Source organism: Oligoflexus sp. (genome assembly GCF_035712445.1).
In the GTDB taxonomy this organism is placed as follows: Bacteria; Bdellovibrionota_B; Oligoflexia; order Oligoflexales; family Oligoflexaceae; genus Oligoflexus.
Genome location: NZ_DASTAT010000061.1, coordinates 29,904 through 52,845, shown reverse-complemented (window position 1 = coordinate 52,845; position 22,942 = coordinate 29,904). Strand labels below are relative to the sequence as shown.

17 protein-coding genes are annotated in these 22,942 nt (G+C 55.7%); 7 read left to right on the top strand and 10 right to left on the bottom strand.

The features are described from left to right. Nucleotides 1–69: 69 nt before the first annotated feature. Together VFO10_RS12375 and VFO10_RS12370 are read left to right on the top strand one after the other, a co-directional pair. Nucleotides 70–1,788, top strand: a complete 1,719-nt coding sequence (locus tag VFO10_RS12375; RefSeq protein WP_325140528.1) for a hypothetical protein — start codon at nucleotides 70–72, stop codon at nucleotides 1,786–1,788. Between the two features lie 78 nt (nucleotides 1,789–1,866). Beyond that, the gene (locus VFO10_RS12370; RefSeq protein WP_325140526.1) at nucleotides 1,867–2,730 is read left to right on the top strand and encodes a CPBP family intramembrane glutamic endopeptidase; all 864 of its coding nucleotides are present in this window, start codon (nucleotides 1,867–1,869) and stop codon (nucleotides 2,728–2,730) included. On the opposite strand, the gene VFO10_RS12365 is transcribed toward VFO10_RS12370, so the two are convergent. After that, nucleotides 2,727–3,542: a hypothetical protein gene (locus tag VFO10_RS12365; protein ID WP_325140524.1), complete on the bottom strand. Its 816-nt coding sequence runs from the start codon at nucleotides 3,540–3,542 to the stop codon at nucleotides 2,727–2,729. The two genes, VFO10_RS12370 and VFO10_RS12365, sit on opposite strands and share 4 nt — an antisense overlap. Nucleotides 3,543–3,668: 126 nt before the next feature. On the opposite strand from VFO10_RS12365, the gene VFO10_RS12360 reads away from it, so the two are divergent. Further along, on the top strand, nucleotides 3,669–5,609 hold the full coding sequence (locus VFO10_RS12360) for a 7TMR-DISM family protein (RefSeq protein ID WP_325140522.1): 1,941 nt from the start codon (nucleotides 3,669–3,671) through the stop codon (nucleotides 5,607–5,609). Here VFO10_RS12360 and VFO10_RS12355 read toward each other — a convergent pair. Both VFO10_RS12355 and VFO10_RS12350 read right to left on the bottom strand, forming a co-directional pair. Continuing rightward, the gene (locus tag VFO10_RS12355) at nucleotides 5,606–6,574 is read right to left on the bottom strand and encodes a hypothetical protein (protein WP_325140520.1); all 969 of its coding nucleotides are present in this window, start codon (nucleotides 6,572–6,574) and stop codon (nucleotides 5,606–5,608) included. The two genes, VFO10_RS12360 and VFO10_RS12355, sit on opposite strands and share 4 nt — an antisense overlap. Then, nucleotides 6,564–7,964 carry an MBOAT family O-acyltransferase gene (locus VFO10_RS12350; protein WP_325140517.1) on the bottom strand — a complete coding sequence of 467 codons (1,401 nt, stop codon included), beginning with the start codon at nucleotides 7,962–7,964 and terminating at the stop codon, nucleotides 6,564–6,566. Before VFO10_RS12350 ends, VFO10_RS12355 begins: the two co-directional genes overlap by 11 nt. Before the next feature lie 174 nt (nucleotides 7,965–8,138). On the opposite strand from VFO10_RS12350, the gene VFO10_RS12345 reads away from it, so the two are divergent. After that, nucleotides 8,139–8,747 (top strand): GTP-binding protein, encoded by a 609-nt coding sequence (locus tag VFO10_RS12345; protein WP_325140515.1) that lies wholly within the window; start codon nucleotides 8,139–8,141, stop codon nucleotides 8,745–8,747. Here the strand turns inward: VFO10_RS12345 and VFO10_RS12340 are convergent. The 3 genes from VFO10_RS12340 to typA form a co-directional block, all read right to left on the bottom strand. Further along, a complete protein-coding gene (locus VFO10_RS12340) occupies nucleotides 8,744–9,124 on the bottom strand; it encodes a hypothetical protein (RefSeq protein WP_325140513.1) in 381 nt (126 codons plus the stop codon). The genes VFO10_RS12345 and VFO10_RS12340 overlap by 4 nt on opposite strands. 129 nt (nucleotides 9,125–9,253) lie before the next feature. Next, nucleotides 9,254–10,435 (bottom strand): tRNA-dihydrouridine synthase family protein, encoded by a 1,182-nt coding sequence (locus VFO10_RS12335; RefSeq protein ID WP_325140511.1) that lies wholly within the window; start codon nucleotides 10,433–10,435, stop codon nucleotides 9,254–9,256. A 3-nt stretch (nucleotides 10,436–10,438) separates the two neighbouring features. Continuing rightward, nucleotides 10,439–12,286 carry a translational GTPase TypA gene (gene typA, locus VFO10_RS12330; protein WP_325140509.1) on the bottom strand — a complete coding sequence of 616 codons (1,848 nt, stop codon included), beginning with the start codon at nucleotides 12,284–12,286 and terminating at the stop codon, nucleotides 10,439–10,441. A gap of 267 nt (nucleotides 12,287–12,553) precedes the next feature. On the opposite strand from typA, the gene VFO10_RS12325 reads away from it, so the two are divergent. Beyond that, the gene (locus VFO10_RS12325) at nucleotides 12,554–14,200 is read left to right on the top strand and encodes a response regulator (protein ID WP_325140507.1); all 1,647 of its coding nucleotides are present in this window, start codon (nucleotides 12,554–12,556) and stop codon (nucleotides 14,198–14,200) included. Between the two features lie 70 nt (nucleotides 14,201–14,270). After that, nucleotides 14,271–17,015 carry a DNA topoisomerase gene (locus VFO10_RS12320; RefSeq protein WP_325140504.1) on the top strand — a complete coding sequence of 915 codons (2,745 nt, stop codon included), beginning with the start codon at nucleotides 14,271–14,273 and terminating at the stop codon, nucleotides 17,013–17,015. A 19-nt stretch (nucleotides 17,016–17,034) separates the two neighbouring features. Here the strand turns inward: VFO10_RS12320 and VFO10_RS12315 are convergent, their stop codons facing one another. From VFO10_RS12315 to VFO10_RS12305, 3 genes are all read right to left on the bottom strand, one after another. After that, the gene (locus VFO10_RS12315) at nucleotides 17,035–17,601 is read right to left on the bottom strand and encodes a DUF4142 domain-containing protein (RefSeq protein WP_325140502.1); all 567 of its coding nucleotides are present in this window, start codon (nucleotides 17,599–17,601) and stop codon (nucleotides 17,035–17,037) included. 110 nt (nucleotides 17,602–17,711) lie between these two features. Continuing rightward, complete coding sequence (locus VFO10_RS12310; RefSeq protein ID WP_325140500.1) at nucleotides 17,712–20,483, bottom strand: 7TM diverse intracellular signaling domain-containing protein; 2,772 nt, start codon at nucleotides 20,481–20,483, stop codon at nucleotides 17,712–17,714. An 84-nt stretch (nucleotides 20,484–20,567) separates the two neighbouring features. After that, nucleotides 20,568–21,341, bottom strand: a complete 774-nt coding sequence (locus VFO10_RS12305) for a patatin-like phospholipase family protein (protein ID WP_325140498.1) — start codon at nucleotides 21,339–21,341, stop codon at nucleotides 20,568–20,570. 386 nt (nucleotides 21,342–21,727) lie between these two features. Between VFO10_RS12305 and VFO10_RS12300 the strand changes: the two genes are divergently transcribed. Continuing rightward, nucleotides 21,728–22,369: a response regulator transcription factor gene (locus VFO10_RS12300; protein ID WP_176736837.1), complete on the top strand. Its 642-nt coding sequence runs from the start codon at nucleotides 21,728–21,730 to the stop codon at nucleotides 22,367–22,369. A 202-nt stretch (nucleotides 22,370–22,571) separates the two neighbouring features. Here VFO10_RS12300 and VFO10_RS12295 read toward each other — a convergent pair whose 3' ends face one another. Beyond that, the gene (locus VFO10_RS12295) at nucleotides 22,572–22,835 is read right to left on the bottom strand and encodes a hypothetical protein (protein ID WP_325140492.1); all 264 of its coding nucleotides are present in this window, start codon (nucleotides 22,833–22,835) and stop codon (nucleotides 22,572–22,574) included. Between the last annotated feature and the right edge of the window lie 107 nt (nucleotides 22,836–22,942).

The following is a 22,942-nucleotide window of genomic DNA, read 5'->3' as shown; positions in this document are numbered from 1 at the left end:
TCCTTCCTATAGCAGCAATATGATGGAAGGGAAACCGCTTTTGCCTATGCGCACCGGGGGCAGCGACCTATGCGAAGATCACTGATCACCATCCTTGTCATCACAACGCTCATCATGGGCCTCGGGCTGGGTGAGATGGCCTGGACGCGCCTGAGTGCCAGCAGCTGCCGGGAATGGCAGGACGAGCTGCAAAGACGCGTGGAATCGTATGCCCGTTTGCATCTGCCCGATCCTGCGCCCCAGGTCCAGGTGCAGAGCAGCTGTGGTCATTCCTTCGTAGCGGATGCCTTGTATTTCCGCTGGCATAAATTCCTCTGGCGCATGGGCTGGCGCGAGGTGAAACCCCTCGATGATACGGATCTGCGCATGGCCGCCACCCGGGATTTGATGCAGCATCCGGATATGGGCAGCACGAAATTCATTGTGCGTTTCGATGCCGCCTTGAGCCGCGATAGCCGCAAAAAGGTGGAAGACCTCGTGACGCGCTATCTGTCGGTGGAAGAACCCCGGCAGAAACTGGAGTTTCGCCGCGTAAAAAAGCTTCCTGAACTGCCGGCTGCGCAGGGATCCGTGCTGTCCCTGGCTCCCCCGCCTTTGGTGGCCCGACCCTTTCATCCGCCGCTGTTTCCCGCACCTGAGCCCCGGCTGCGCGCGTCTCTTATGCAATCTTTGCATGCTATTCTTGGAATTTTACTCGTCGGCGCGGCTGGACTTTTTCTTGCCCAGATCATCACATCCTGGTTGAAACCCCGGAAAAAAACGGTGGATGCGTCCGCAGCCGTTCCTGCGAACACGCCGGCTTTGGGTATCCTTGTCGCTCCGCGCGTGATTCAGGATTTCGGAGAACGCGGTCGCGAGGCCTGGCGCTTGCTTATGCAGATGGATGCGAAACGCGCCGGGCAGCGCGTGCAGCACTATTGGGACAAGGACCGCGAAGCGCTTCTGCAATTTCTGGGTTGGCTGGATGCCGCCACGCAGGAATCCATGCTGAATTTTTTAGAGACCGATCAGCTTTTGCTGCTGACCGATATTAAAAATCCGGTCACGCATCCTCGCGAGGCTCAGCGCGCCGCTCTGCGGTTCCTTCTGGATCTGGCGCGGGAGCTGGGGCAGGGAAGTCCTTTGGCCTCCGCACCGCTTTTCGTGCAGCTCATGACCCGTCGTGAATGGCAGCGGGTCGCCCAGCAGATGACGCGGCCGCGGCGCCGCGCGTTGGCGGAACTCCTGGATAAGGAACGAGCTGGCTGGCTGCGTGGACGCCAGGATCTGCACCCTGGTTGGTTTCAAAGTGGATCCAAGGAAGACACGACGATGGATCAGCTGATGCGTCGGGTGCGGTCCATACTGCAGACGGACGCTGATCAGCTGCGCGATCAGCTCTATTCCGATCGTGAGGCCATGCAGGTGGTCGATAGCTACTTCGCGGATCTTACCCTGGATACCGCGCTGAATTCTGATCTTATGATGCTGGTGCTGGGCGCCTGCCTGGATAGGCATGCCGGCTTCGGGCGTCTGGTGGAGCGCCAGGATCCTCAACTTCAGCTGGCGCTCGCGCATTGCGAGGATGAGCAGGTGGCCCTTCTTCTCTATGATTGCGACGCCGCAATGAAAGAACAGATTCTTTCGCTGGTGGGGTCTCGGGCCGCAGCCGTGCGCGTCTGGATGCGAGCGATGGATGAAGACCGGCAGCATGGCAAAAGCCTTCGCATGCAGGCGCGCAGTCTTCAGCGCTTCGTCGAGCGCCAGGTGCTGGTCGCCGATCTTTTCTGCGCGGGTGAAAGCCGCTGAAAAAGGCTTGAATTCCCCAGGCTTTTGCGTTTATCACCGAGACACGTGCTGATGCGAAACACCTGGGTGGACTCTGCCATGGATCCTATTGCGACACTTGCCTACGTATTTCTCTTTTTAACTGTTCTCGCTCTGTGGCTGCCCCTGCCATGGAGAATTCCCTTTTGGTGGCTTCCTCTGGGATGTTCCCTGATCCTTGGAGGCATAGCCCATCATCTGAGCCTGGCTGCCCTGCCGCCTCTGGTCGTGCTTGCTCTCGCGACACATTTTTTGCAAACAGGTGAAAGGCCTGGGGTGCGTGCTGTGGCCGCGGGCGTGCTGGCTCTGACCGGACTTGGTTTGGGCGCGCATCTTTTTCCCGGATTTCATAATCTGAAAGTCGTGGATGCTGTGCAGGTGAGCGAGGATGGAATTCCTTTTACGCTGCACCTGAATTTCGACAAGACCCTGATCGGTGTCTTTATCCTGGGTTCCATGCCGAACCTGATCCGAACATGGTCCGACGGGAAGGCCTTGATTCTGCAAACCAGTACGCGGGCGCCCTGGATTATTCTGGGGCTCGCTCTTCTGTCCGTGGCGTTTCAATTCGTGCGTTGGGATCCGAAGGTGCCGGCGATACTTCCCATCTGGGCCGTCACGAACCTTTTGTTCGTATGCGTCGCGGAAGAAGGCTTTTTTCGCGGCTTTCTGCAAAAATATCTCAGCGAGCTGGGGCGGGATTTAAGCTATGGAAAAGTTCTGGCGCTTGGCATCGCCTCCCTGCTCTTCGGTGTGGCTCACTTTGCAGGGGGCTTAACGTACGTGATCCTTGCCAGCATTGCCGGACTCGGATACGGATGGATGTATCAGGTCACTGGACGGATCGAGGCCAGCATCATCACTCATTTTCTTTTGAATCTGGTGCATATCCTGCTGCTGACCTATCCCGCCCTTGCGCGCTAGAAACCGGGTCCGCACTGTTGATCGAGTTCAAGGACAAGGCGGCCGCTCCGGGCAAAGGCATTGCCGGGACAGTAGCTGCCGGCAAAGGATTCGAAACCCCAGCTCGATCGTTCGAAGCTCCAATCTATTTCCTCATTGCGATCAAAGGATCGCAGCAGCCTCGTCGTCCAGTTCCCATTTTCAAGCTGCTCGATGCGAAAACTATCCAGCTCGACCCGCGTGGACTCAGACCTTGGGGAATCGTCGGAGCAACCCCAGGCCCACTTGCCTTCGTAGAAGCCCATCCAGGCTCCGCTGTGGACCTTGAGCTGCTCTTCCAGCCGACCAAGATCGCCGCCTGTTTCCTTGCGGATGATCGTGCCATCCAGCCGAAAGATCAGCTGTGCGGAACTATCCGACGCCGGCCGCCATTCCACCTGGAATTCGTGATAGCCGCCATCCCAGATATCAGGGACTGCGCTGTCCACGCGATGCTGGATAGCATGTTGCCGCCCTCTCTTTGCAGCGGGATCGCTTTTCGATTCATAGGTGATGTACTGCGTTTGAAAGGCATCATAGAGCGGCTGAGCTGCGGAGCCTCCATAGATTTCAAAGCCAATTTCCGACCAGTGACCCTGGCCACTGGAAAAAATGCGATCGCCATTGAAGAGCGAAAAAAGCGTGATCGCACAGTTGCCGGCTGCGGGTTTCGCCAGCCAGGTCACACGTAGGGTTTTCAGATTCTGTCCAAAGGTTTCGCGCGTGCGGATTTCTGCGCCAAACCAGGAATAAGGGGCTGCGGTCAGTAGCCAGGCAAGTGCTGCAGTTTTCATAAGGGCCTCCCTGGGCGCAGTATAACCAGTGCTCCGGGAGCGCGGCAAGTTTTGCCTCTTCACGCAGGGCCCAGGCTACCGAAAAACAACTGTGGTGCATAGTCTGCCCCATGGAAAGGACAGAGTTTGCTGCAGAGGATATTGATTTTCGTCTTCCTGCTGACCTTCTGGACAGCTGGGTACGCTGCGCCCTGGATCCATGAGCCGGGGCAGCGAGAGACCTTTGCGCATGAAGGCTTCCTCTATCTCTGCAGTGCGGAGCCTTTGGACTGGCAGACTGTGCTCGGACGTACCGAGGGATGGATCCCCACGGGTCGGCAGAAGCTGAATGTCGGCGAGGATCAGGAGTGCTGGAGTCTGATCACCATCCACAATCGCAGCACTCAGGAGGAACGTGTTTTCCTTCAGCATGGCGTTGCGATGACCAGTCGCGTGGACCTTTATCAGAGCGTGGCCGGGCGTCTGACTCATGCAGAGTCCCTCGGCATGGACAGACCCCTGCGGGCCTCGAAGGTTGACTACCGGCTGCCGATTTTCGACCTGAGGCTGAGTCCGGGTGAGAACACTCTTTTGATTCGCCAGAAATCCCGGGATGTGTTCGTCCTCGATTGGCGTCTTTATAATCCGGATTATTTTTATAGCCGCATGGTGCTGGAGCTTATGCTCTTCGGTGGCTTTTTCGCCATCTGCTTTGCGCTTTCGTTCTATAATCTTGTGATCTATTTCGTGAATCGTGAAATTTCGCAAGTCTTCTATTTTTTCTATCTGAACTTCTATGCCATCGCGCAGCTTTATCTTACCGGCTTTTTAAAGCAGCTCGGGTTTCCGGATGCCGGACCGATCCATCATCTCGGTATCCTCAGTATCAATGCGGCTCTTCTTTTCACGATGGCCTTCATTTATTATTTCCTGGACTTTCAGCACTATAAACGTTGGTTTGGTCGGGTCATAATCGGCTATATGCTCGCGCTGGGGGTTCCGGTGGCCTTGACCGCCTTCGATCAGCTGATCTGGGCCGCGAACATCACTCAGATCCTCTCGATCATGGGTTCTGTCATGGCAGTCCTGGCCGCGGTCATTGCTCTGAAGCGGCGGCATCCCCTGGCCATGTATTTTTTGATAGCCTGGTCGCTTTTGATCGTCGGCAACGTGGCTCAGGTCCTTCACCTGATGGCAGCCGTGCCCGATGAACCCTGGATCGTGAGTTTGAATTTCATCGGCGCCAGTTTTGAGGCCATCATCATTTCCTATGCGCTGGCCCACAAAATGCGGCTCGCCCGCCTGCATGAAGCGCAACGGCGGCGGCATGCCTTTTCCCAGCTGGAAAAAATGGTCTATCCGCATCAGATGGAGCAGATGAAGGAAGGCGGGATCCTGGAAACCACCATGCCTCATGCCTCGGGTGAAGCGGTCGTGATCTGTCTCGATATCATTGCGAGCACCAGCTCTCAGATCGACGACCTGCCGAACTTTTTGCGGCGTTTCTTTGATCGCTGCGGCCATCTCATGAACCGCGATTATCAGGGCGATCCCCTGAGCGCCTCGGGATTCCGTATCAAGGAAATGGGCGACGGGTTCTTATGCGCAGTCGGCTTCCCCTTCCAAACGCCGCCCGGACACGTCAGCCATGAGGTGGCGCTGCAGCTGGCCTTTGGTTTTCTGAATGCCTTTGATGAGGAGTTCCCGGGCACGACTTCGGAGTCACGCAGTTACTGTTCCATCGGGATGGCCCGCGGGGCCATTCAGGGGTTTTTCACGGTGTCGGGAATTCGGTCTTATGAACTTTTCGGCGACAGCATCGTGCTGGCCACTCGCTATGAAAGCCTCCGCAAGCAGTGGCCCGCGTCCCGTGCGGGGCATATGATCACGATGCCAACGCGCATGTATGAAGGTCTTCCGCCGCGACTGAAGCCGTACTTTCAGAAACAGAGTCTGGGGCCCGGTTCCGCGGCTATTCGGAATGATGCGGAAGCAGACGCCTTCTATCGCGGCATCTTTGAAGCCGGTGAGGCAGAGCGGATTTTAAAAGACGGTTCTGAGTTTCTGGCTTTGGAACAGGTGTCTTAATTTCTGCTCATGGGTGCGGCCTTGCGTGTTTCATTTATGAATTGACCGATCCTGCGGCTGCGTTCGGCTGCTTCAGCATCCGCCAGATGAAATCCTGTATCGCAGAAATAACTTTTGTCGGTGTAAAGACTCGCGTCCAATGTCTCCTGCGCGACTGTAAAGCGACGCTTCATGGCCTCGAACACAGGCGTGAAATTCTGAATCCATTTGTCCCTCTCCCCTTCCAGAATGAGATTGGGTGGGAAGAGCAGGACCAAAGATGCACCGCGCTGTCGGAGAGCGTCTTCGAAGTCCTGCAGTTCCTGCAGGAGAATACTTTGTTCGGCCGGTTCAACATAGGAATTGGGACCCGGTACAGCCCCCGGTGTGAGGCAGCTGGCAAGGTCGCCTTTCGCATTGAGACCCTGCATGTGCTCGCTCGGCTCGTGACTGATATAGCGGCGGTAAAGGGCAGGAAGTGAGGTCACGACTGTGCGTTTTTGGGGATAGGGTGACCAGAATCGACCGAGTTTTTTCTTCAAAGATTGGAAATGTGAACTATCGTCGGGCAAGTGACCAGCGGCATTTAGGATGTCACCCGCTGCAGCGGGATCGATTTGGCTTGAATTCCAGAATGAAATGGAGGAATAAATCACTGTGTCGCCGGATCGAACAGCATTTGTAGTAAGAATGCGCATGGCTTTGGGGTCGTGAGCCTCACTAGACAGCGCAAGATTGAAGGTCGGAACGCCACCTTCGTTTTCTATTATCGTGGAACGCGAACCCCATATGACATTGGATCCTCCGGCCAAAAGCAGGCGCGGGCCATCGACCGCGGTCGCCGCGTGGACTTTACCGCGAAAAATTTCGTAGGGGACGTTGCTGGTATCCCGCTTGTCGAGGGCATAGAGAAACCCAAAGCCAAGGTAGACGGCCGCAAATCCCAAAATCGCGAAAAAGCAGAGCGATTGATTCCTATCGTCCATAGACAAAACCTGCATGATCGGCTGGTTGGAAGAAGAGAAGCATCAGAAGCAGCAGCATCAAAGCCCATAGTCCTGGTTTAAGGTAGCGGTAGCAGCGCCTGTCATCGGCGGAAATCCCCCAGACTTCATAGCCGATGATGCCTGCGATCGCGAGGCCTACGACGCAGCCATCCCAGTTTTTCAGAAGCAGGCCTGTCAGCGACTCGCGATTCGCGAAGATCAAAGATAACTCACGACCCATATGAAGAAAGCGGCCCAATTCCCTGAATTTGTGCATAAGACGCCCGAAGTCGCTTTCCATAAAGAGAAGGCGCCCGTAGAAAAGCACGACAAAGACGGAGAGTCGAGTGCCAAGGCGCAGAAGAAATCCCGGGCGGAATGCTTTCAAAACAGCCACGGACGAGACGAACGCGAGACCATGCAGCAACCCCCAAAGGACGAAGTTTCGCGTCGGTCCATGCCAAAGGGCCGAGAGCATGAAGACGGTAATCGGCAGGGCCATGCGTGTGGCTGTTTGATTCGGATAGATCCCTTTCAGAGGCGTGAAAACATTTTCTTTGAAAAAAGTCCCGAGACCTACATGCCAGCGTCGCCAGAACTCGGGGATGTTGCGGGCCGCGAAGGGATGCTGAAAGTTGTGGTACATGGGAATGCAAAAGATGCGGCAAAGGAAAAAGGAGAGAAGGCTATAGCCTGCAAAATCAAAATAGACCTGAAGCTCAAAGCACAGCACGGTGCGAGCGATCAGAAGAGGGCTCGAAACGTCCTGAGTGTTGACCCACTGACTCAGCCAGTTGGCAAAGACATATTTAAAGACCAAGGCGCCAATCAGAAAGTGAAGATGCTGATAGATGCGCGCCGGTGTGGGAAAGGAAACTTCGATATCCTCGAAGGCCTTCAGCTGCGCCTGATTAAAAATAGGCCCAGCGAGGAATGCCCCGCAAAAACTTACGGCCAGGACATAGCGTTGAAAGTTAAGGCCCGTGATCAGCCCGCGATAAACAGCGCCTTGGATCGCGAGGGCCTGCAGCGTGTAGAAGGCATAACCCATCAGAAAGGGAAGGGTCGAGGGCGTGCTGACGTTATTCGAATCCAGGATTCCAATCAAGCCGAGGTGCTGAAGGATCAAAAAGCTGCCCGCGTTCAGAGCCACGCAGAGCCAATAAAAGAAACGGCGCGCGTGGGCGTCCGTTATGCGTTCAAGTCCCGTGGTGGCCGCAAAGTTGACCGCGATATGCACGAAAAGAAAAGCGGAGGTCAGAATCGTGCCTGAAAACAGGGCAATCGTAAGAAACGAAATCACGTTCAGCAGCAGAATTCCAGGATGAATGAAAAGGTCTCGTGCCGCGCGATTCCAAGGGAATGGGCGGGAATGAAATTTCGCTTTCAAGACTGGTCCTCTCCGCTTGGGATGTTGGCGGTTAAAACGGTAGGATGCGCCGAAGCCTGAGCCTTAAGCATAGCAAAGCTTCCAGGGCCGGACAATTCCAAAGCTGGGTAAAAATGGCTATCAATTTTTGACGGTTATTGTCAAAAATTGACAGTTCGATTGGAGGGACTTTGGTTGCCCTATCTTCTGTTCTATGGAATGATGCAGGCTGTACTGGTCAAGGGTTTTAACATGATTGAACTGCCTCCACGGCGCGCAGCGCCCGTTCCTCTCCACATCGTCGGCGGACTTTTAGGTTCCGGCAAAACGACTTTCATTCAGCATCAGTTGGATCATGAATGGGCTGGTGAAAAACTGGGGTTGATCCTTTGCGAGGAAGGCGCCGTGAAGCTGGATTTCTCACGGAGCGAGGAGCCGCGCATCAAACGGCTTTTGAATGCCTGTGTTTGCTGCGAGATGGCCTACAGTTTTTTTGAGGTGCTTGTCGAACTCCTGCGTGACACCGCTGTGAAACGCATCGTGGTCGAGATCACCGCGCAGGCCGATGTGCAGCAGATTTTTGATTTTATCCGCAGTTCGCACCTTCGCGATTATCTGGTATACGAGCCTATTCATGTGCTGGTCGACGCGCGCAATCCGCATATGCGTTTCGATGCGCCCGCCCCCATGATTCGGCGCCTGATGGATCAGGCGGAAGTCTTCGTCTTGAGTTTTCATGATCAGGCCGGAGCACGCCGCTTCAATCCTGGAGCCAAGACCGTGAGGCTCAGCCCCTCGCTTTAGTTCTGCCCCGGATTATTCTGTCCCGGATTATCGGAATCATCATCATCCATATCGTCATCGTCTTCACCGCTGTCGCCCGTATCGGTCTGATGGCACTGTTCATCATGCAGATGATAGAGGCTCGCGAGCGAAAGGTTCATCGACTCACAGGGACCTGGATTCTGCGTATTGGGATTTTCCGCGCCTGGAGGCGCAGGTGGAATGGGCTGCGGCCCCTGGTCCGGCACCGGCGGATTGCCTTTGGTGACGTCTTCGGTATTGGTCTCTGGCGGCGCGGAATCATTCCGTGACTTGCCGCCCGACATGCCTTTAAAGGATGCGTTTGAGCATGCATTCACACTCAATGAAAGCCCCAAAATCAGGCATAGGCGCCACATAGCTATCCCTCGCAATTTTTAACAACAATGTGCAGAGTTCAGTTCTGAGAGGCTTATCGGTTGGATTCTTATTTTTCTGAAATAATTCCTGATTTGTCCTTGGGTTTCAAGGCCTTGCGGGGTTGAATTTCAGGCTTCAGCGGGCGTGGCGCCAGGTTTTTGCCGCGTGCTGGTGAATAGCCAGTCCCATTCCGGGCGATTTTGGATAGTGAAGGCCTCGTCCCCAGGATCAAGACGGGTCAGGCCTGTGAGCAGCTCGCCCAGACTTTTGGAACGCAGAAGCAGAGGCTCGAAATAAACGTCGGGCAGACTGCTCCTTAAATAATTCCAAACCATCTTCACGCGCCCCAGGGTGATGCGATCGACCTCCAAATCCTTGAAGGCAACGATCTTTCCCGCGTAGGCTGTGCTCAGTTCTTCATAGAGCGCGGCCCAGGCCTGCCCACTATTCCCGGCTGAATTCTGCCAAAGGCCTTTTTTCACCAAAGGCTCCAGCTTGTCGATCTGATGATCCATGCCGAGTTCAGTGAGAAGAGCAAAGCTCGCCACGACCTTCTGCAGAAGCGAGCGGCGAATGACGACCGGCTCCTGATTGCGAAGCTCCATGAATACCCAGGGATTGCGCAAGGCCCCGCGTCCCACGATAAAGCGGGAAACAGAAGGAGCCGCCGCAGCGATTTCATGGAAAGACGCCGCGCTCAGAATATCGCCCGAACCCACGACAGGGCAGGGCAGCTGTTCGGCCGCGCGCTGAATTAGATCCCAGCGGCTGCGGCCATCATAGCGGTCGCGCCTCGTGCGGCCGTGAACCGTGAGCTGCCTTAAAGGAAGCGGGCGCAGACCCGAGGTCAGTTCATCGAAAAGCGCGGCATCATCGAAACCTGTTCGCATCTTGATGCTGAAACTCTGCGCGGGCAGACTGTCGGCCAGCCTTTCGGCGAATCCAAGAAAATGCGCCGGGACTTTCAGAAGACTGGATCCCGCGCCCCCGCTGACAGGATTGGGCGAAGGGCAGCCGCAGTTGAGATCGACGAAATCAGCCGCGGGTAAGAGCAATTGCGCTGTCCGCACAAAATCCTTGGGTTCCGAGGCCATGACCTGGGGAACCAGCTGATAGCCCACATCCCAGGCGCGCGTGACTTCGGCTGCAAAATCCAAAGGCAATTGAGCGGGATAGGTATCGGTGGCACGGAGAAAGGGAGTGGAGCTGAAGGCAGGGGCACTGACCTGAGCCATCCAAAGACGGAAGGGGAGTTCGCTGACTCCCTCCATCGGCGCGAGGCCGAGTGTATGTCTTCCGTCCTTGGTCATGACTTAGCGTTTCATGTTCCGCATGTTCTGAGCGAGGATCTTCTTGCGCAGACGGATGGATTCGGGAGTGGCTTCGATCCACTCATCGTCTTCGATCCACTCGATACACTGCTCAAGCGACATCTTGCGGACACCCTGGAGCATAACCAGACCGTCCGAGCCCGAGGCACGGTGGTTGGTCAATTTTTTCTCGCGACAGGCGTTCACGTTCAGGTCTTGATCCTTCGCGCATTCGCCGATGATCATGCCTTCGTAAACTTTCACGCCTGGATCGACGAAGAGCTGACCGCGCTCCTGGATGGATTCCAGAGCGTAGGGGATCGTCTCGCCATCACGGTCCGAGATCAAAGCGCCGTTGATACGGTGAACGAGTTCACCGCGGAACGGAACGTAACCGATAAACTCGGAACTCATGATGCCTTCACCGCGGGTTGCGGTTTTGAAGCGCGAGTTGATGCCGAGGATACCGCGGGTCGGGATCTCGAACTTCAAGCGGATACGGCCGTGGCCGATATTTTCGTAGGAACTCATGATGCCCTTGCGAGTCTGCAGCATCTCGGTCACTTCACCGGAAAATTGTTCGGGAAGGTCGAGAACGAGGCGTTCCACAGGTTCCAGAGTCTGACCGTTTTCATCTTTTTGGAAGAGGACTTCCGGACGACCGATCATGAATTCCAGACCTTCGCGGCGCATCTGCTCGATCAGAATCGCGAACTGAAGCTCACCGCGACCGAGGATGCGGAACTGGTCGGGCTGCGAGGTTTCTTCGAAGCGCAGAGCCACGTTATAGCGGCAGAAGCGGAGCAGTCGATCGCGGAGTTTACGCGACTGAACGGCTTCACCTTCCTGGCCGGACAAAGGCCCGGTGTTGATCGAGAAGATCATACCGAGAGTGGGGCTTTCCACAATGATACGCGGCAGGGCTTCCTGGGTTTCGTTGGCGACGATGGTGTCGCCGATATGAACTTCATCCAGACCCGCGATCAGACCGATATCACCGGCTTCGAGTTCATCGACCTCGACCTGGCGCAGACCTTTGAAGGACAGCACTTTGGAAACGGTGAAAGGACGGTTGACGGGCTTGCCCGCGGCGTCCACGGTCTTGCTGATCAGGCGATCGCCTTTTTTCACGGAGCCGGAGTACACGCGGCCCACACCCATCTGGCCAACCCACTCGGAATAATCGAGGTTGCTGATGAGCATGCGGAAGGGACCATCTTCAACCTGGGGCGGATTCACGTAATCCAGGACAAGGTCAAAGAGTGGCTTCAGATCGCCTTTTTTGCCTTCCAGCAGCGAAGGGATTTCAGCGGGATTCATCGTACACCAGCCCTGACGGCCGCAGGCGTAAAGGATGGGGAAGTCCGACTGATCTTCGGTGGCACCGAGGTCACAGAAGAGGTCGAAAGCGCCGTTGATCACTTCATTGATGCGGTCACCTTCCCGAACTTCAGGACGGTCGACCTTATTGATGCAGAGGATAATCTTCAGGCCTTGTTTGATGGCCTTTTCCAGTACGAAACGCGTCTGGGGCAGAGGGCCTTCCGCGGCGTCGACCAGAAGGATGGCGCCCTGGGACATACCCATGATGCGTTCCACTTCGCCACCGAAGTCGGCGTGACCCGGTGTGTCGATGATGTTGATCTTGGTGTTGCCCACGACCACCGAGGTGTTTTTCGCGAGAATGGTAATCCCACGTTCACGTTCCAGGTCCATCGAGTCCATGACGCGATCATCAACCGCCTGGTGTTCCTGAAAAGTCCCGGCTTGTTTGAGGAGGAAGTCCACAAGCGTGGTCTTGCCATGGTCAACGTGGGCGATAATACAGATGTTGCGTAAATTTGCGCTCATAGATGGTCCTGCTGATGAAACCGTGCTGATAAATTTTCGCTCTAGTCTAACAGGTCGGGGAAGCTAACACATAAAATTATTGATGGCCAGGTCTCTTTTGCTCATTTTCCACCGGATTGGGACTTTTTTTATAAACGTTTCCTGGAGCCGACAGATCGCCTACTTAGCCGCAAGAGCCATGACGCGCATCCCTGTCTGGGTAAGTTTTGCCATTAAGATTCAGGGGTTTGGGTTCGATAAAGGGATGAGTTCAGGAGTACCCAGACCATGGCACCGGAAAGCCGCAGACATAGCGCTAAAATGGCTCTACTGACCGAGGAACGCTACGTCCTCTGTCCACTGTGGCGTCAATTGGTCCTGTTTTGGCCCCACGAACTTGTCGCCTTGAATCGGGAGACGACCCTTCTTCTTAAAATTTTCCCGCAGCTCGAAGCGATCTGGGTCAAACCGGAAACCGATGCCCCCTTTGCCCGGCTGCTCGGCCTTGTGGACAGTCTTGCCCTGCGGGATCCCGGCTGTCATCTCATTGTCTGCCTCGATAAAGCCACCCCGGCCGAGATGCAGGAGCTTTTGGATCACGGCGTCGATGAAATCGTCTTCCAGGCAGGAATCCTGGCCGAGCCCCAGGTCCTGCTGAAGACCCGAATCGCCTTGAATGCCCGTCGCGTGAGTAAGGATGCGCTCAAGGCTCATATTGTAAGACATCAAAAAGCCCTGCAGAGCAAAACCGAGTTCTTGGCCTGGCTCAGCCATGAAATCCGCACGCCCATGAATGGCGTTCTGGGACTTTTGGAAATCTTTCAAAAGGACAACCTGACCGCGGAACAGCTCGACATGCTCGATGTCATGGATCGCAGTGGCCGCCGTGTGGTGGATCTCCTTTCCGAAGTGCTGGATGTCAGTCGCATGGAAGCGGGCAAGATGAATCGAGTCACCCGTGATTTTCATCTGCGCCGCCTGATCGAGGATTCCCTGCAGCTTTACGCGCGGGATGCGCGGGACCGTGGCCTTCTGATGAGCAGCGTGATTGAAGCGGATGTGCCGGATGCCCTGCGCGGTGATGAAAGAAAACTCAGTCAGATCCTGAATAATCTCATCAGCAATGCCGTCAAATACACGAGCGTGGGCCAGGTCCTGATCAAGGTGCGCGTCGAGGCCTGGGAAGGCGAGACCTGTCGTCTCTTGCTGGATGTGCAGGACACCGGCCACGGCATCGCCGCCGCTGAACTGGACAAACTCTTCCAGCCTTTTGAACAGACGGAATCCGCTCACTTGAGCCGCAATCCTTCGTCAGGACTGGGTTTGAGTTTAACCCGCGATCTGGTCCAGCTGCTCGGCGGCAGTATCCGCGTGCAGAGCCAGCCGGGTGTCGGCAGCACATTCAGCTGCACGCTTCCCTTTGCTCTGCAGGAGGAGGCCTTGCAGCCCGAGGTCCGCGAGCCCTGGCGTCATCCTCGTTCCGCGCGCGCCTATGTGCTGCGTCATCCGCAGTCCATACGTTCGCAGACGCCGGCTCCTCAGCCGGAGGCTTTGAACTTCGAAGGCGCGCGGATTCTGGTCGTGGATGACGATCCGGTGAATCTGAAGGTCGCGGACAAGCAGCTGAAAAAACTCAAAGCCGAGCCCACGCTGGCCAGTTCGGGTGTTGATGCTCTCGAATGGCTGGAAAAAAAGCACTTTGACCTTATCTTCGTCGACTGCCAGATGCCGCATATGGATGGTTTCGAGCTGAATCGCATTCTGCATACCCTGCCTCATTTCATTCCCGGCACGCCGGTCATTGCCCTGACCGCTCTGGGCCGCGAAGAGGATCGGCAGAAAGCCCTGCAGCATGGTTTTACCGACTTCCTGGCGAAGCCTGCTCAGCTCGATGATATTCGCAAGCTCCTGGGGCGCTGGCTGACCCTTCCGTGAAATTCTGCCCGGGTGTCATGTCGTCTTTCACTTGATCATGCAATGAAGTCTATTTCCAAGGACACCCTAAATGTTCCCGAGAGCCAGTCTGGTGCGTCGTCCAGAGGCGGTGCAGCGCCCAGGAATGACAAAAAGTCTGGAATATCTCTTGACAGCGGGGTGTCTTAAAGATTTTGTAGGGAGGAATAGCCAACCGGAAGGACAGAGCGTACCGATGCAAGGAAAAGGTCTGATAATTACTGAGAAGCCAAGCGTCGCGAAGGATATCGTGCAAGCCCTCGGTGGCTTTGAAGAGAAAGGCAAGGGCGACTACTACGAAAGCGAGACCATGGTCTGCACGTATGCGGTCGGTCACATCCTGACTCTTCTCGAACCGGAAGATATCAATCCTATCTATAAACGATGGCGCCTGGCCGATCTTCCGATCATCCCGGAGGATTTCAAAACCAAGCCGGTGCCGAATCAGAAGACGCGTCTCGGCGTGATCAAGAAATTGATGGAGCGCAATGACGTCGCTTACCTCGTGAACGCCTGCGATGCGGCGCGTGAAGGGGAATTGATTTTCCGTGAGATCGTCAAGCACGTGGGGGTGACCAAACCCATCCATCGGCTCTGGCTTCAATCCATGACCAAAAAAGCCATCCAGGACGGATTCAAAAGTCTGCAGGATGGCATGAAGTATATCGGCCTCGCCGCCGCCGCTGAATGCCGCGCGCATGCGGACTGGTTGATCGGCATGAATGCGACGCGAGCTTTGACCGTGCGCCTGAAAGCAAAAAATCAGCGCGGGGTCTCCTGGTCCGCGGGTCGCGTGCAGACACCGACCCTTAGTCTTTTGGTGGAACGCGAGCTGGAAGTCCTTGAGCATAATCCGCAGGCCTATTGGAAAGTGATCGGCAACTTCGAGGCCAACGGTCAGGTTTATGATGGCACCTGGTACGATCCCAACTTCGATCGCAAGAATGCCACGCGTGAACAGAAGGAAGATCGCATTTTTGAGAAGGCCAAGGCCGAGGCCGTGATTCAGACCATCGCCGGGAAACCCGCGCTGGCCAGTGAAACACGCAAGCCATCGCCGCGAAACCCGCCGATGCTGTTCGATCTGACCTCGCTCCAGAGAACGGCCAACACCCGTTTTGGTTGGTCGGCGAACCGGACGCTGCGCGCCGCCCAGCGCTGCTATGAAACGCATAAGGTCCTGACCTATCCGCGTACCAGTTCCAAGGTTTTGCCTGAGGATTATAAGCCTGAAGTCAGCCGCATCCTGGATATCCTTTCGGGAACCGGAGACTACGGCCCTCACGCCAAACATCTTTTGGACAAGGGTCTTTTGAATCAGGACAAGGTCTTCAATAACGAAGGCGTCACGGATCACTTTGCCATCATTCCCACAGGTGAAGTGCGCGCGCTGGAAGGTGATGATCAGAAGCTTTTCGATCTGGTCACCCGACAGTTCATGGCCTCGTTCTATCCACCCTCGGTCTATGAAGAGGTCGAGCGCATCACGGAAGTCGGCGGGAATTATTTCCGCAGCAAGCCGCCGCGCGTTCTGAAGGAAGCCGGTTGGGAAGCCGTGTTCGGCAAGGTGCCGGATAAAGGCGATAAGTCCTTCGCCGCCCTGATTCCCGGCAAGGATAAAGCCGAAGGCGTCTCGGTGAAGTCGAGTGAAGCGACCCTGGAAGAGCACGAAACCAAGCCGCCGGCCCGCATCAGTGAAGCCGGTCTTCTGTCCCTGATGGAAAACGCCGGTCGTCATATTGAAAACGAGGAGCTGTCGCAGGCCCTTCGCGGTGCGGATGGACTCGGCACGGCCGCGACCCGCGCTGATATCATTGAAAACTTGAAGAACCGTGAATACGTGGACGAAAACCTGCGGCCCACGCCGAAGGGCATTCGCCTCATTGATATCCTGCATCGCATCAATGCGAGTCGCCTGACGTCGGCAGAACTCACGGGACAGCTCGAACTCTTCCTGAACGAAGTCGAGGAAGGCAAGCGTTCCCCGGGAGACTTCATGCGCGAGATCGCGACCTACGCGAAGGACGTCGTGGACTCGACCCGTGACTTCGATTTCGAACAGATTTATCCGGATGAAAATCCCCTGGGCCCATGCCCGAACTGTGGGCGTCCCGTTTTTGAGCGCGCCTGGTTCTATGGCTGCTCGGAAAGCACCAAGCGGGCCGGAAAGAAGGCCTGCGATTTTCTGATCTGGAAGGATTTCAACGGCCGTTACATCAACCGCAACGCCGTGCGCATCCTTTTGGAAAAAAAGGTCACGCCCGAACTGGATGGCTTCAAGAATGCCAATGGCAAGGATTATCGGGCCGTGCTCGAACTCCAGGGTGGCAAACTCGTGCGCCGCGTCGTCGAGAATTCCACCGAAGTCGATCCGAATCAGCCGCAGCTCGATGTGAACCTGGAACCGATCGCACCCTGTCCCCTGAAGTGCGCTCCGGATTGCATGGTGATCGAAACGCCCGCGGACTATGCGTGCCAGACCAAGGTCAAAGGCCGTGATGCGGGTGAAAAACGCGGAGCCCCCGGCTTTGCTTTCCCGCGCGTCCTTTGCAAACGCAATCTGACCCGCGAGGATCTGGTGACCTTCCTGCAGACCAAGGAAACACCGATCATCAGTGATTTCGTATCGAAAAAAGGCCGGAAATTCAGCGCCAAGCTCGTTATGGAAAATGACTGGACAGGGTTCCGCTTTGAGTTCCCACCGAGGGTGAAAAAATCCGCGGCCAAGGACGACGAGGGAGCGGGTACCGAGGCGGCGGCGACGGCAAGTCCGGCGCCGGCTGAAGGCAACGGCTAAACATCAGGCGGACTGCCGCTTACAGCTGCTCCGCGGTCAGAATCTCATGCGCGATGAGGGGGCGGAAGATCGTGATCCTCCCTTTCAATCCTGCATCCTGATTGAGTCGTTCGATCTGATCATAGAGTTTCAAGATTTTCCGATGCTGGTAAACTGTCAGCCTAAGGAAAGCGGCCCGGAAATCTTCCGGGGATTTCTGCGACAGAGCCTCAAAGTCGACATCGACATTCTTCTTCACCTGCTGCGACGTTAAAGTCAAATCATCCCGAAGCAAACTGATGCCGTGGCGCTGAGCCTCTGCGGCAAGGGTTTCCTGCATCCAAAGATGATCGCGCCGCATATCTTCTGCAAAAAGCTGCAGGGCTTCGTCCGGATTGCGTTCAAGGGCAAGCGTCACGCCATCCAGTTGGGAGGCGTTGGCCAGAAAAAGGACTTGAACGACTTCCGTGAGATTGCGGGCGTCCACGACGGCCGGCTTCGGTTGTTCGATAGGTGCCGGTGGCGCGGTTTCCGCTGCGGATGCGCTCATGGCGAAAGTGGACAGAAAAAGACCTGCGCAGATTGCTTTAACGATCGACATAGTCATGACCTTTCCGAAAGGACTGATAATGCGATCAGAGTCCCATGTTGTGAAGCCTGGGGCAATACCACGATTTCCGTCGCAAAGATGGATGGGGCGTTTCGTCAGAGGATGGTTCAGGCGGACTGCTGCTGGTCCAGGCGAGACGTTTCCCCGCGCACGAGGGTGGAGGGCAGCAGAAGAACGAAGGCAAAGCCGCTGCCTTCGACGCCGTTCCAGGCTATGTGAATATCCCCGCCGACTTCCTTCAGATACTGCCGCACGGCGGCCAGACCCACACCGCGGCCTGAAATATTCGTGACTGTTTCCGCTGTGGTCATTCCCGCTTCAAAAATCATCTGAGCCAGGTCCTGGTTGGATTGACCCGCAACCGAAATGCCTAGCTTTTCGGCCTTGCTGCGGATGCGATCTAGCTGCAGACCGCGACCATCATCCTGCATTTGAATCCGAACGCAGTTCCCCTCAAGGGCCCATGAAAAGCTGATGCGTCCCCGCGCGGGCTTATGTTTGGCCTCGCGCTCGGCCGCGGTTTCCACGCCGTGATCGAGGGCATTGCGGAGCAGATGCATCAAAACCTTGTCCAGAAGTGGAACGGCATTTTTATCAAGATAGAGCGCAGGACCTTCAAAAGCCATTTCCGGCTCGGGCTTGTTCAGATCCCTTGCCACGCGCGAGCAGAGCAGGCGATAGGACTGAAGATAGGGGCGCAGCTCGACGAAGATCATGCGGGACCAGTTGGCGAGGAGCATCTGCCGGCTTTTTTCGTCGATGGTATTCAGCATCCAACGGCTGACAGTCCCATGCCAGCTGTCCACTTCCTCGGGCGTGACGGCGAGCTTGTCACTATCATTGAGTCCACGCAGTTTTCCATCCAGGGTCTGCTGATAGGAATCGAGCAGCGCGGCGATGCCGGCAATGGATTCACGCAGGGCCATCGGTGACCAGAGCGCTGGATTCTGCCTGACGCGGGCATAGTCCTCTTCCAGGAGATGCGCGGCATCCGAGAGGCGGCTGAGGCCCAGGCCCCGGGCTTCGCCTTTGATCGTATGCATGTCGATGAACAGAATCTTAATCAGCTCGGGATCGAAAAGAGTCTGCGGCGTGCAGAGCTTTTGATCTTCATCCAGTGCAGCTTTCGCGCCGGCGAAAAAGCGTTTGAGTTTGCGCGGATCGGCCTGGAGAAGCTCACCGATCATCTTCATCTCATTCTGCTGATGATCGGCAGAGGCCCGCAGGCGGCGGATCTCGGTCACGTCGCGGAAGCTGAGAAGGATGCGGCTGACCGTTTCATCGCTTTCCACGATCGGCGTCCAGTCGAGTTCCAAGGCTATGCGCTCGCGGTCGGGCAGTTTCAATTCGCAGCGATTCGGCAGGTTCGAGGCATTCACATCGAACTGCAGCATGCTCTCGCCGAGGCAGGCGCGCAGCGTTTCCACCATGCGGGCCTTGCTGTCCACGGACAGGTCGCTGTAGGCGAAGATCAGGCCCATCATATCCTGCTGGGCGATTTTTTCGGTGCCCAGAAGGCGCTCGGTGTATTTCGCGTATTCATCCTGGACTTTCAGATCATCGCCTTTGATAGTGACGATACCCTGATGCAAAGTATCGAGGATGGAACGAATGCTGCGGGTTTTCTGATCGACCACGGCCTCGACATTCCGCAGGTGATAGGACAGTGCGGTGTTGGCTTTTTCCAGGCTGTCTTTCAGCGTGTTCAGGCGATCAGCCAGCGCGAAGGAGAGAAGCACGGCTTCCAGGATCGAACCAACCTGCATGGCGTTTTCGGTGAAGATATTGCGCGGCATAATGCCGAACTGCTTCATCATGTAGAGCACGGTCCCGAGGACGAGAGCCGCCCAGGCGCTCACGTAGTAGCGGGCCTCCTTCTGTCCGGACAGGACCGCGTAGATGCCTGAGGACAAGGCTGTCAGGGCGCAGACCACCGTGAGTCCGGCGACGACCTTGATGATGATGCGATAGGGAACGAACGCGGCGGCGACGAAGGCCATCGACGTCAGGATGATGAGCGTGACGAGCGTGCGGTTGATCAAAGGATAGGTGGTGCCGAAACGCAGAAAGCTGCGCGCGAAGAGCATCATGAAGACGAGCGTCGCCGCGCCTCCCATGGAAATCGAACGATCGACGATGTGCGGCAGATTCGGCCAGACGTAATGAAAGGCTATGCCTTTGAGCGAGGACTGCAGCACGATATAGCCGATGATGAAGGCGGAATAGTAAAGATAAGTGGCCTGGCGCACGGACAGGAAGATGAAGAGGTTATAAAAGACCATGATCAGCATCGCGCCGTAATAAAGGATTTGGGCGCCTTCCGCATACTGCCGCTCTTCATAGAATTTCTTTTCCTGCCATAGCCTCAGCGGGATTTGGGTCGAGCTGGTGGAGGCGACGCGTATATAAATCTCGCGGGTCTCGCCGACCGGCAGATCGAGGGGGAAGGCGAAGGATGTATGAAGAATGGGGCGGCGGGTGAAGGGATACATGTCGCCCGTCTTCATCATTTCGAGGGTCTGACCTTTGCTGTCGCGAATATAGACCTTGATATCATCGAGCAGCGGCCAGTCGATTTCCAGGATCAGACTCTGCGCGCGTGCCTCGGCATGCGTCAGGGAGAAGCGTATCCAGTAAGCATAGGAGGTCCAGCCAAAGGTCAGATTGTTCTCGGCCCCGGATCGCCAGGCGTCATCGGGCATATTGATAATCTGATCAAGTTTCCGCCTGGCCGTCACGTCCTCGACGTATTCAGCCACAGGGATGAGATTGGCAAGGGGGATGTCTGAGCGGACTTCAAAGGCCTTATCTTTTCCCAGCGCGACCCAGGGTCCTGCGCTTAGGCAAAGTAAAAGCAGCCAGGTCCCCAGGCTTCGCATGGTCGTTCCTCCCGATATCTTCGGATCGGTGCGTGCTGCGAAAGCCTTATGGAGAACGAGCATCCATACGGAAAGGTAAAACCCTCAGGTTTTCCCGTGAAAACGCGTGCGCAGCCAATGCTCGGTATCCCTTTGACCTGATTCATAGAGTTGGCTCAGCCGCCCGGGTTCGGGAAACAGGATATGAGCCATCGAAGACGCGGCCTGAGGATGGATATCGGCAGCCCCTTCCCGCGGGCCCTGGGGGAGAATGCGAATGGTCCTGTGATCGAGAATGGGCTGATTATTACGCAGGCCGCCATCTATGAGCCAGCGGCCGGCCCAGTTCACGGGTTTTTCGTAATAGATCGGAATATAGCAGCTGCCAAGGAGCAGGCCGATGAGTTCGTCACGGCTTTGGCAGACGCCGACATCTATGAGCTCATGATTGAGCCGGGGCAGATGCGTAACGGAGACCTTGACCCGACCAGCCGCCAGCTGGGGGGCGTTCGGCGGCAGCTGATCCTTGAGTCCCGCGGACACATAACGGGACATGCGACCGATGGGGCCCAGGCGGCGTTCACGAGCATCCTGGGCAAATTCCAGGGTGTGATCCATGATCCTTTTCGTGTCGATGTCCAGGGCCGCGATGATAGCGGCCAGCGATCCAGATGAGGCCCCAAGGTAGAGGGCACGGGCGAAGGCAGATTCCTTCCTGAAAGCCTCAATAGCCCCCAGGTGATAGGGGAAGAGCCAGGCGCAACCGGCAAAGGAGAGGGAGAGGGGGCCGCCTTCTGCGGCGTACGTGTGTGCGGTCGAGGTCGGAATGATACGTGATCGAACCTTGCGCGGACCCAGTTGGCTCAGAATCCTAAGCATCTTGACTCCTCCCATGTGCGGAATGGCTCGATTATATCCCAATCGAGCGCGGTTACCTGACCTGGAAGCTGATTCTCCACGGAGAATTATCGCCTGGCTGCCGTGCGGTAAAACATCCAAAATTCGAGTCTTTTTGAAGGACTTGAGGCGCTTGCCTGACGCGTTCCGTTCTGCTCAGAATCCCGTCGTTACGGGCTTTCTAATCCTTCCGTGCATTTCAAAATTATGTTTTTCGGCAATCATTTCGTGCGACTACATAAATTCTTCCCAGAATTTCAAAGTCAGACGTCTCGTTTTTCATGCAGAATATTGCTAATACCTGCCCATGTGGCACGGAAAAAGTGGTCTAAGTTTAAATGCATTTCTTTCGATGCGGGTTGTTTAACATGAAAAAGATTTCCATTCTGATCGTGAACGATCATCCAATCGTTCGAGAAGGGCTCACTCAGGTACTCGATCGTTTTGAGGACGTGCACATCCTCGCCAGCACAGCCTCCCATTATCAGATCAAGGATTTGGTGCAGCGGCTTCAGCCTGAAGTTCTTTTGCTCGATTTGCAGTCGATGGCCTCCATCTACCAAATGGCAGCGGAAGCTCAAGCTACGAAACCAGATATGCATCTGATTCTGTCCAGCTCTTTGCCTTTGCCGGAATATCAGCGTCTGGCCGAGCGCATTGGAGCTCGCGCTCTGATTTCGGCGTTTGAAGCACCTGATCAAATCCACGCGTGTTTGCACGCCGTCATGGAAGGGGGAACCTGGTTCCAGGCCAACAACCCAATCCGTGGACTCGTGCAGAAGCATCGTGAAGGTGTGAACGGACGCCTTGAGCATCCTTTGAGCCCTCGTGAAGTCGATGTCCTTTGCTGCGTGGCCCAGGCCATGACCGCCAAGGAAATCGCCACCGACCTTCAGATCAGCGTCAAAACCGTTGATCGTCACAAAGCCAACATCATGAACAAGCTGAACATGCGTTCCCAGATCGAGCTGGCCCGCTATGCTATCCGCAATGGATTTGTGGAAGTTTAAGCTTTGGCTGGAAAAAGAAAAGGCTCCTTGACGGAGCCTTGGACCGGTTTTTTCGTTGCGAAGTTCTGGGACCGTCCCCTCACGGGGATGACGATCGAAAGGCTGACGACCAGAAGGCGATGCCTCAAAACGTCCGCATTCTCCGCCCCAAAGGGGTTATCTGACGAGAATGCCTTGACCAGAACTTTGCAACGAGAAGATCTTAATCTTCAAACTCGGCCTTCCTGGTTGTCTTCTTCAGTTCAGTCATAAGCTGATTGATCTTCTCCAGACTTGTCTTGATTCTTTGCATGCGATCACCAAAATCGTCAGCTTCCGGTCTGCGGAAGTGAGGACTTCCTTTGACCTTGCCATCGATGTGGCTGACATGCAGCGGCGTACGACCGCGAGCCAAGTCAGTCTGGGCATCTTTGTTACGCTTAAAAACTGTGAAATCGACAACATTGGCAGGAACATCGTTCTTCATCACAACACCTCAACAACAACAGCAGCAACAGCAAGAGGAACACAACAGCATTAGGAAACGGGAGCAAGGACGATATATTCAGGTCCCTCAGGGAGAAGGACCAGGAA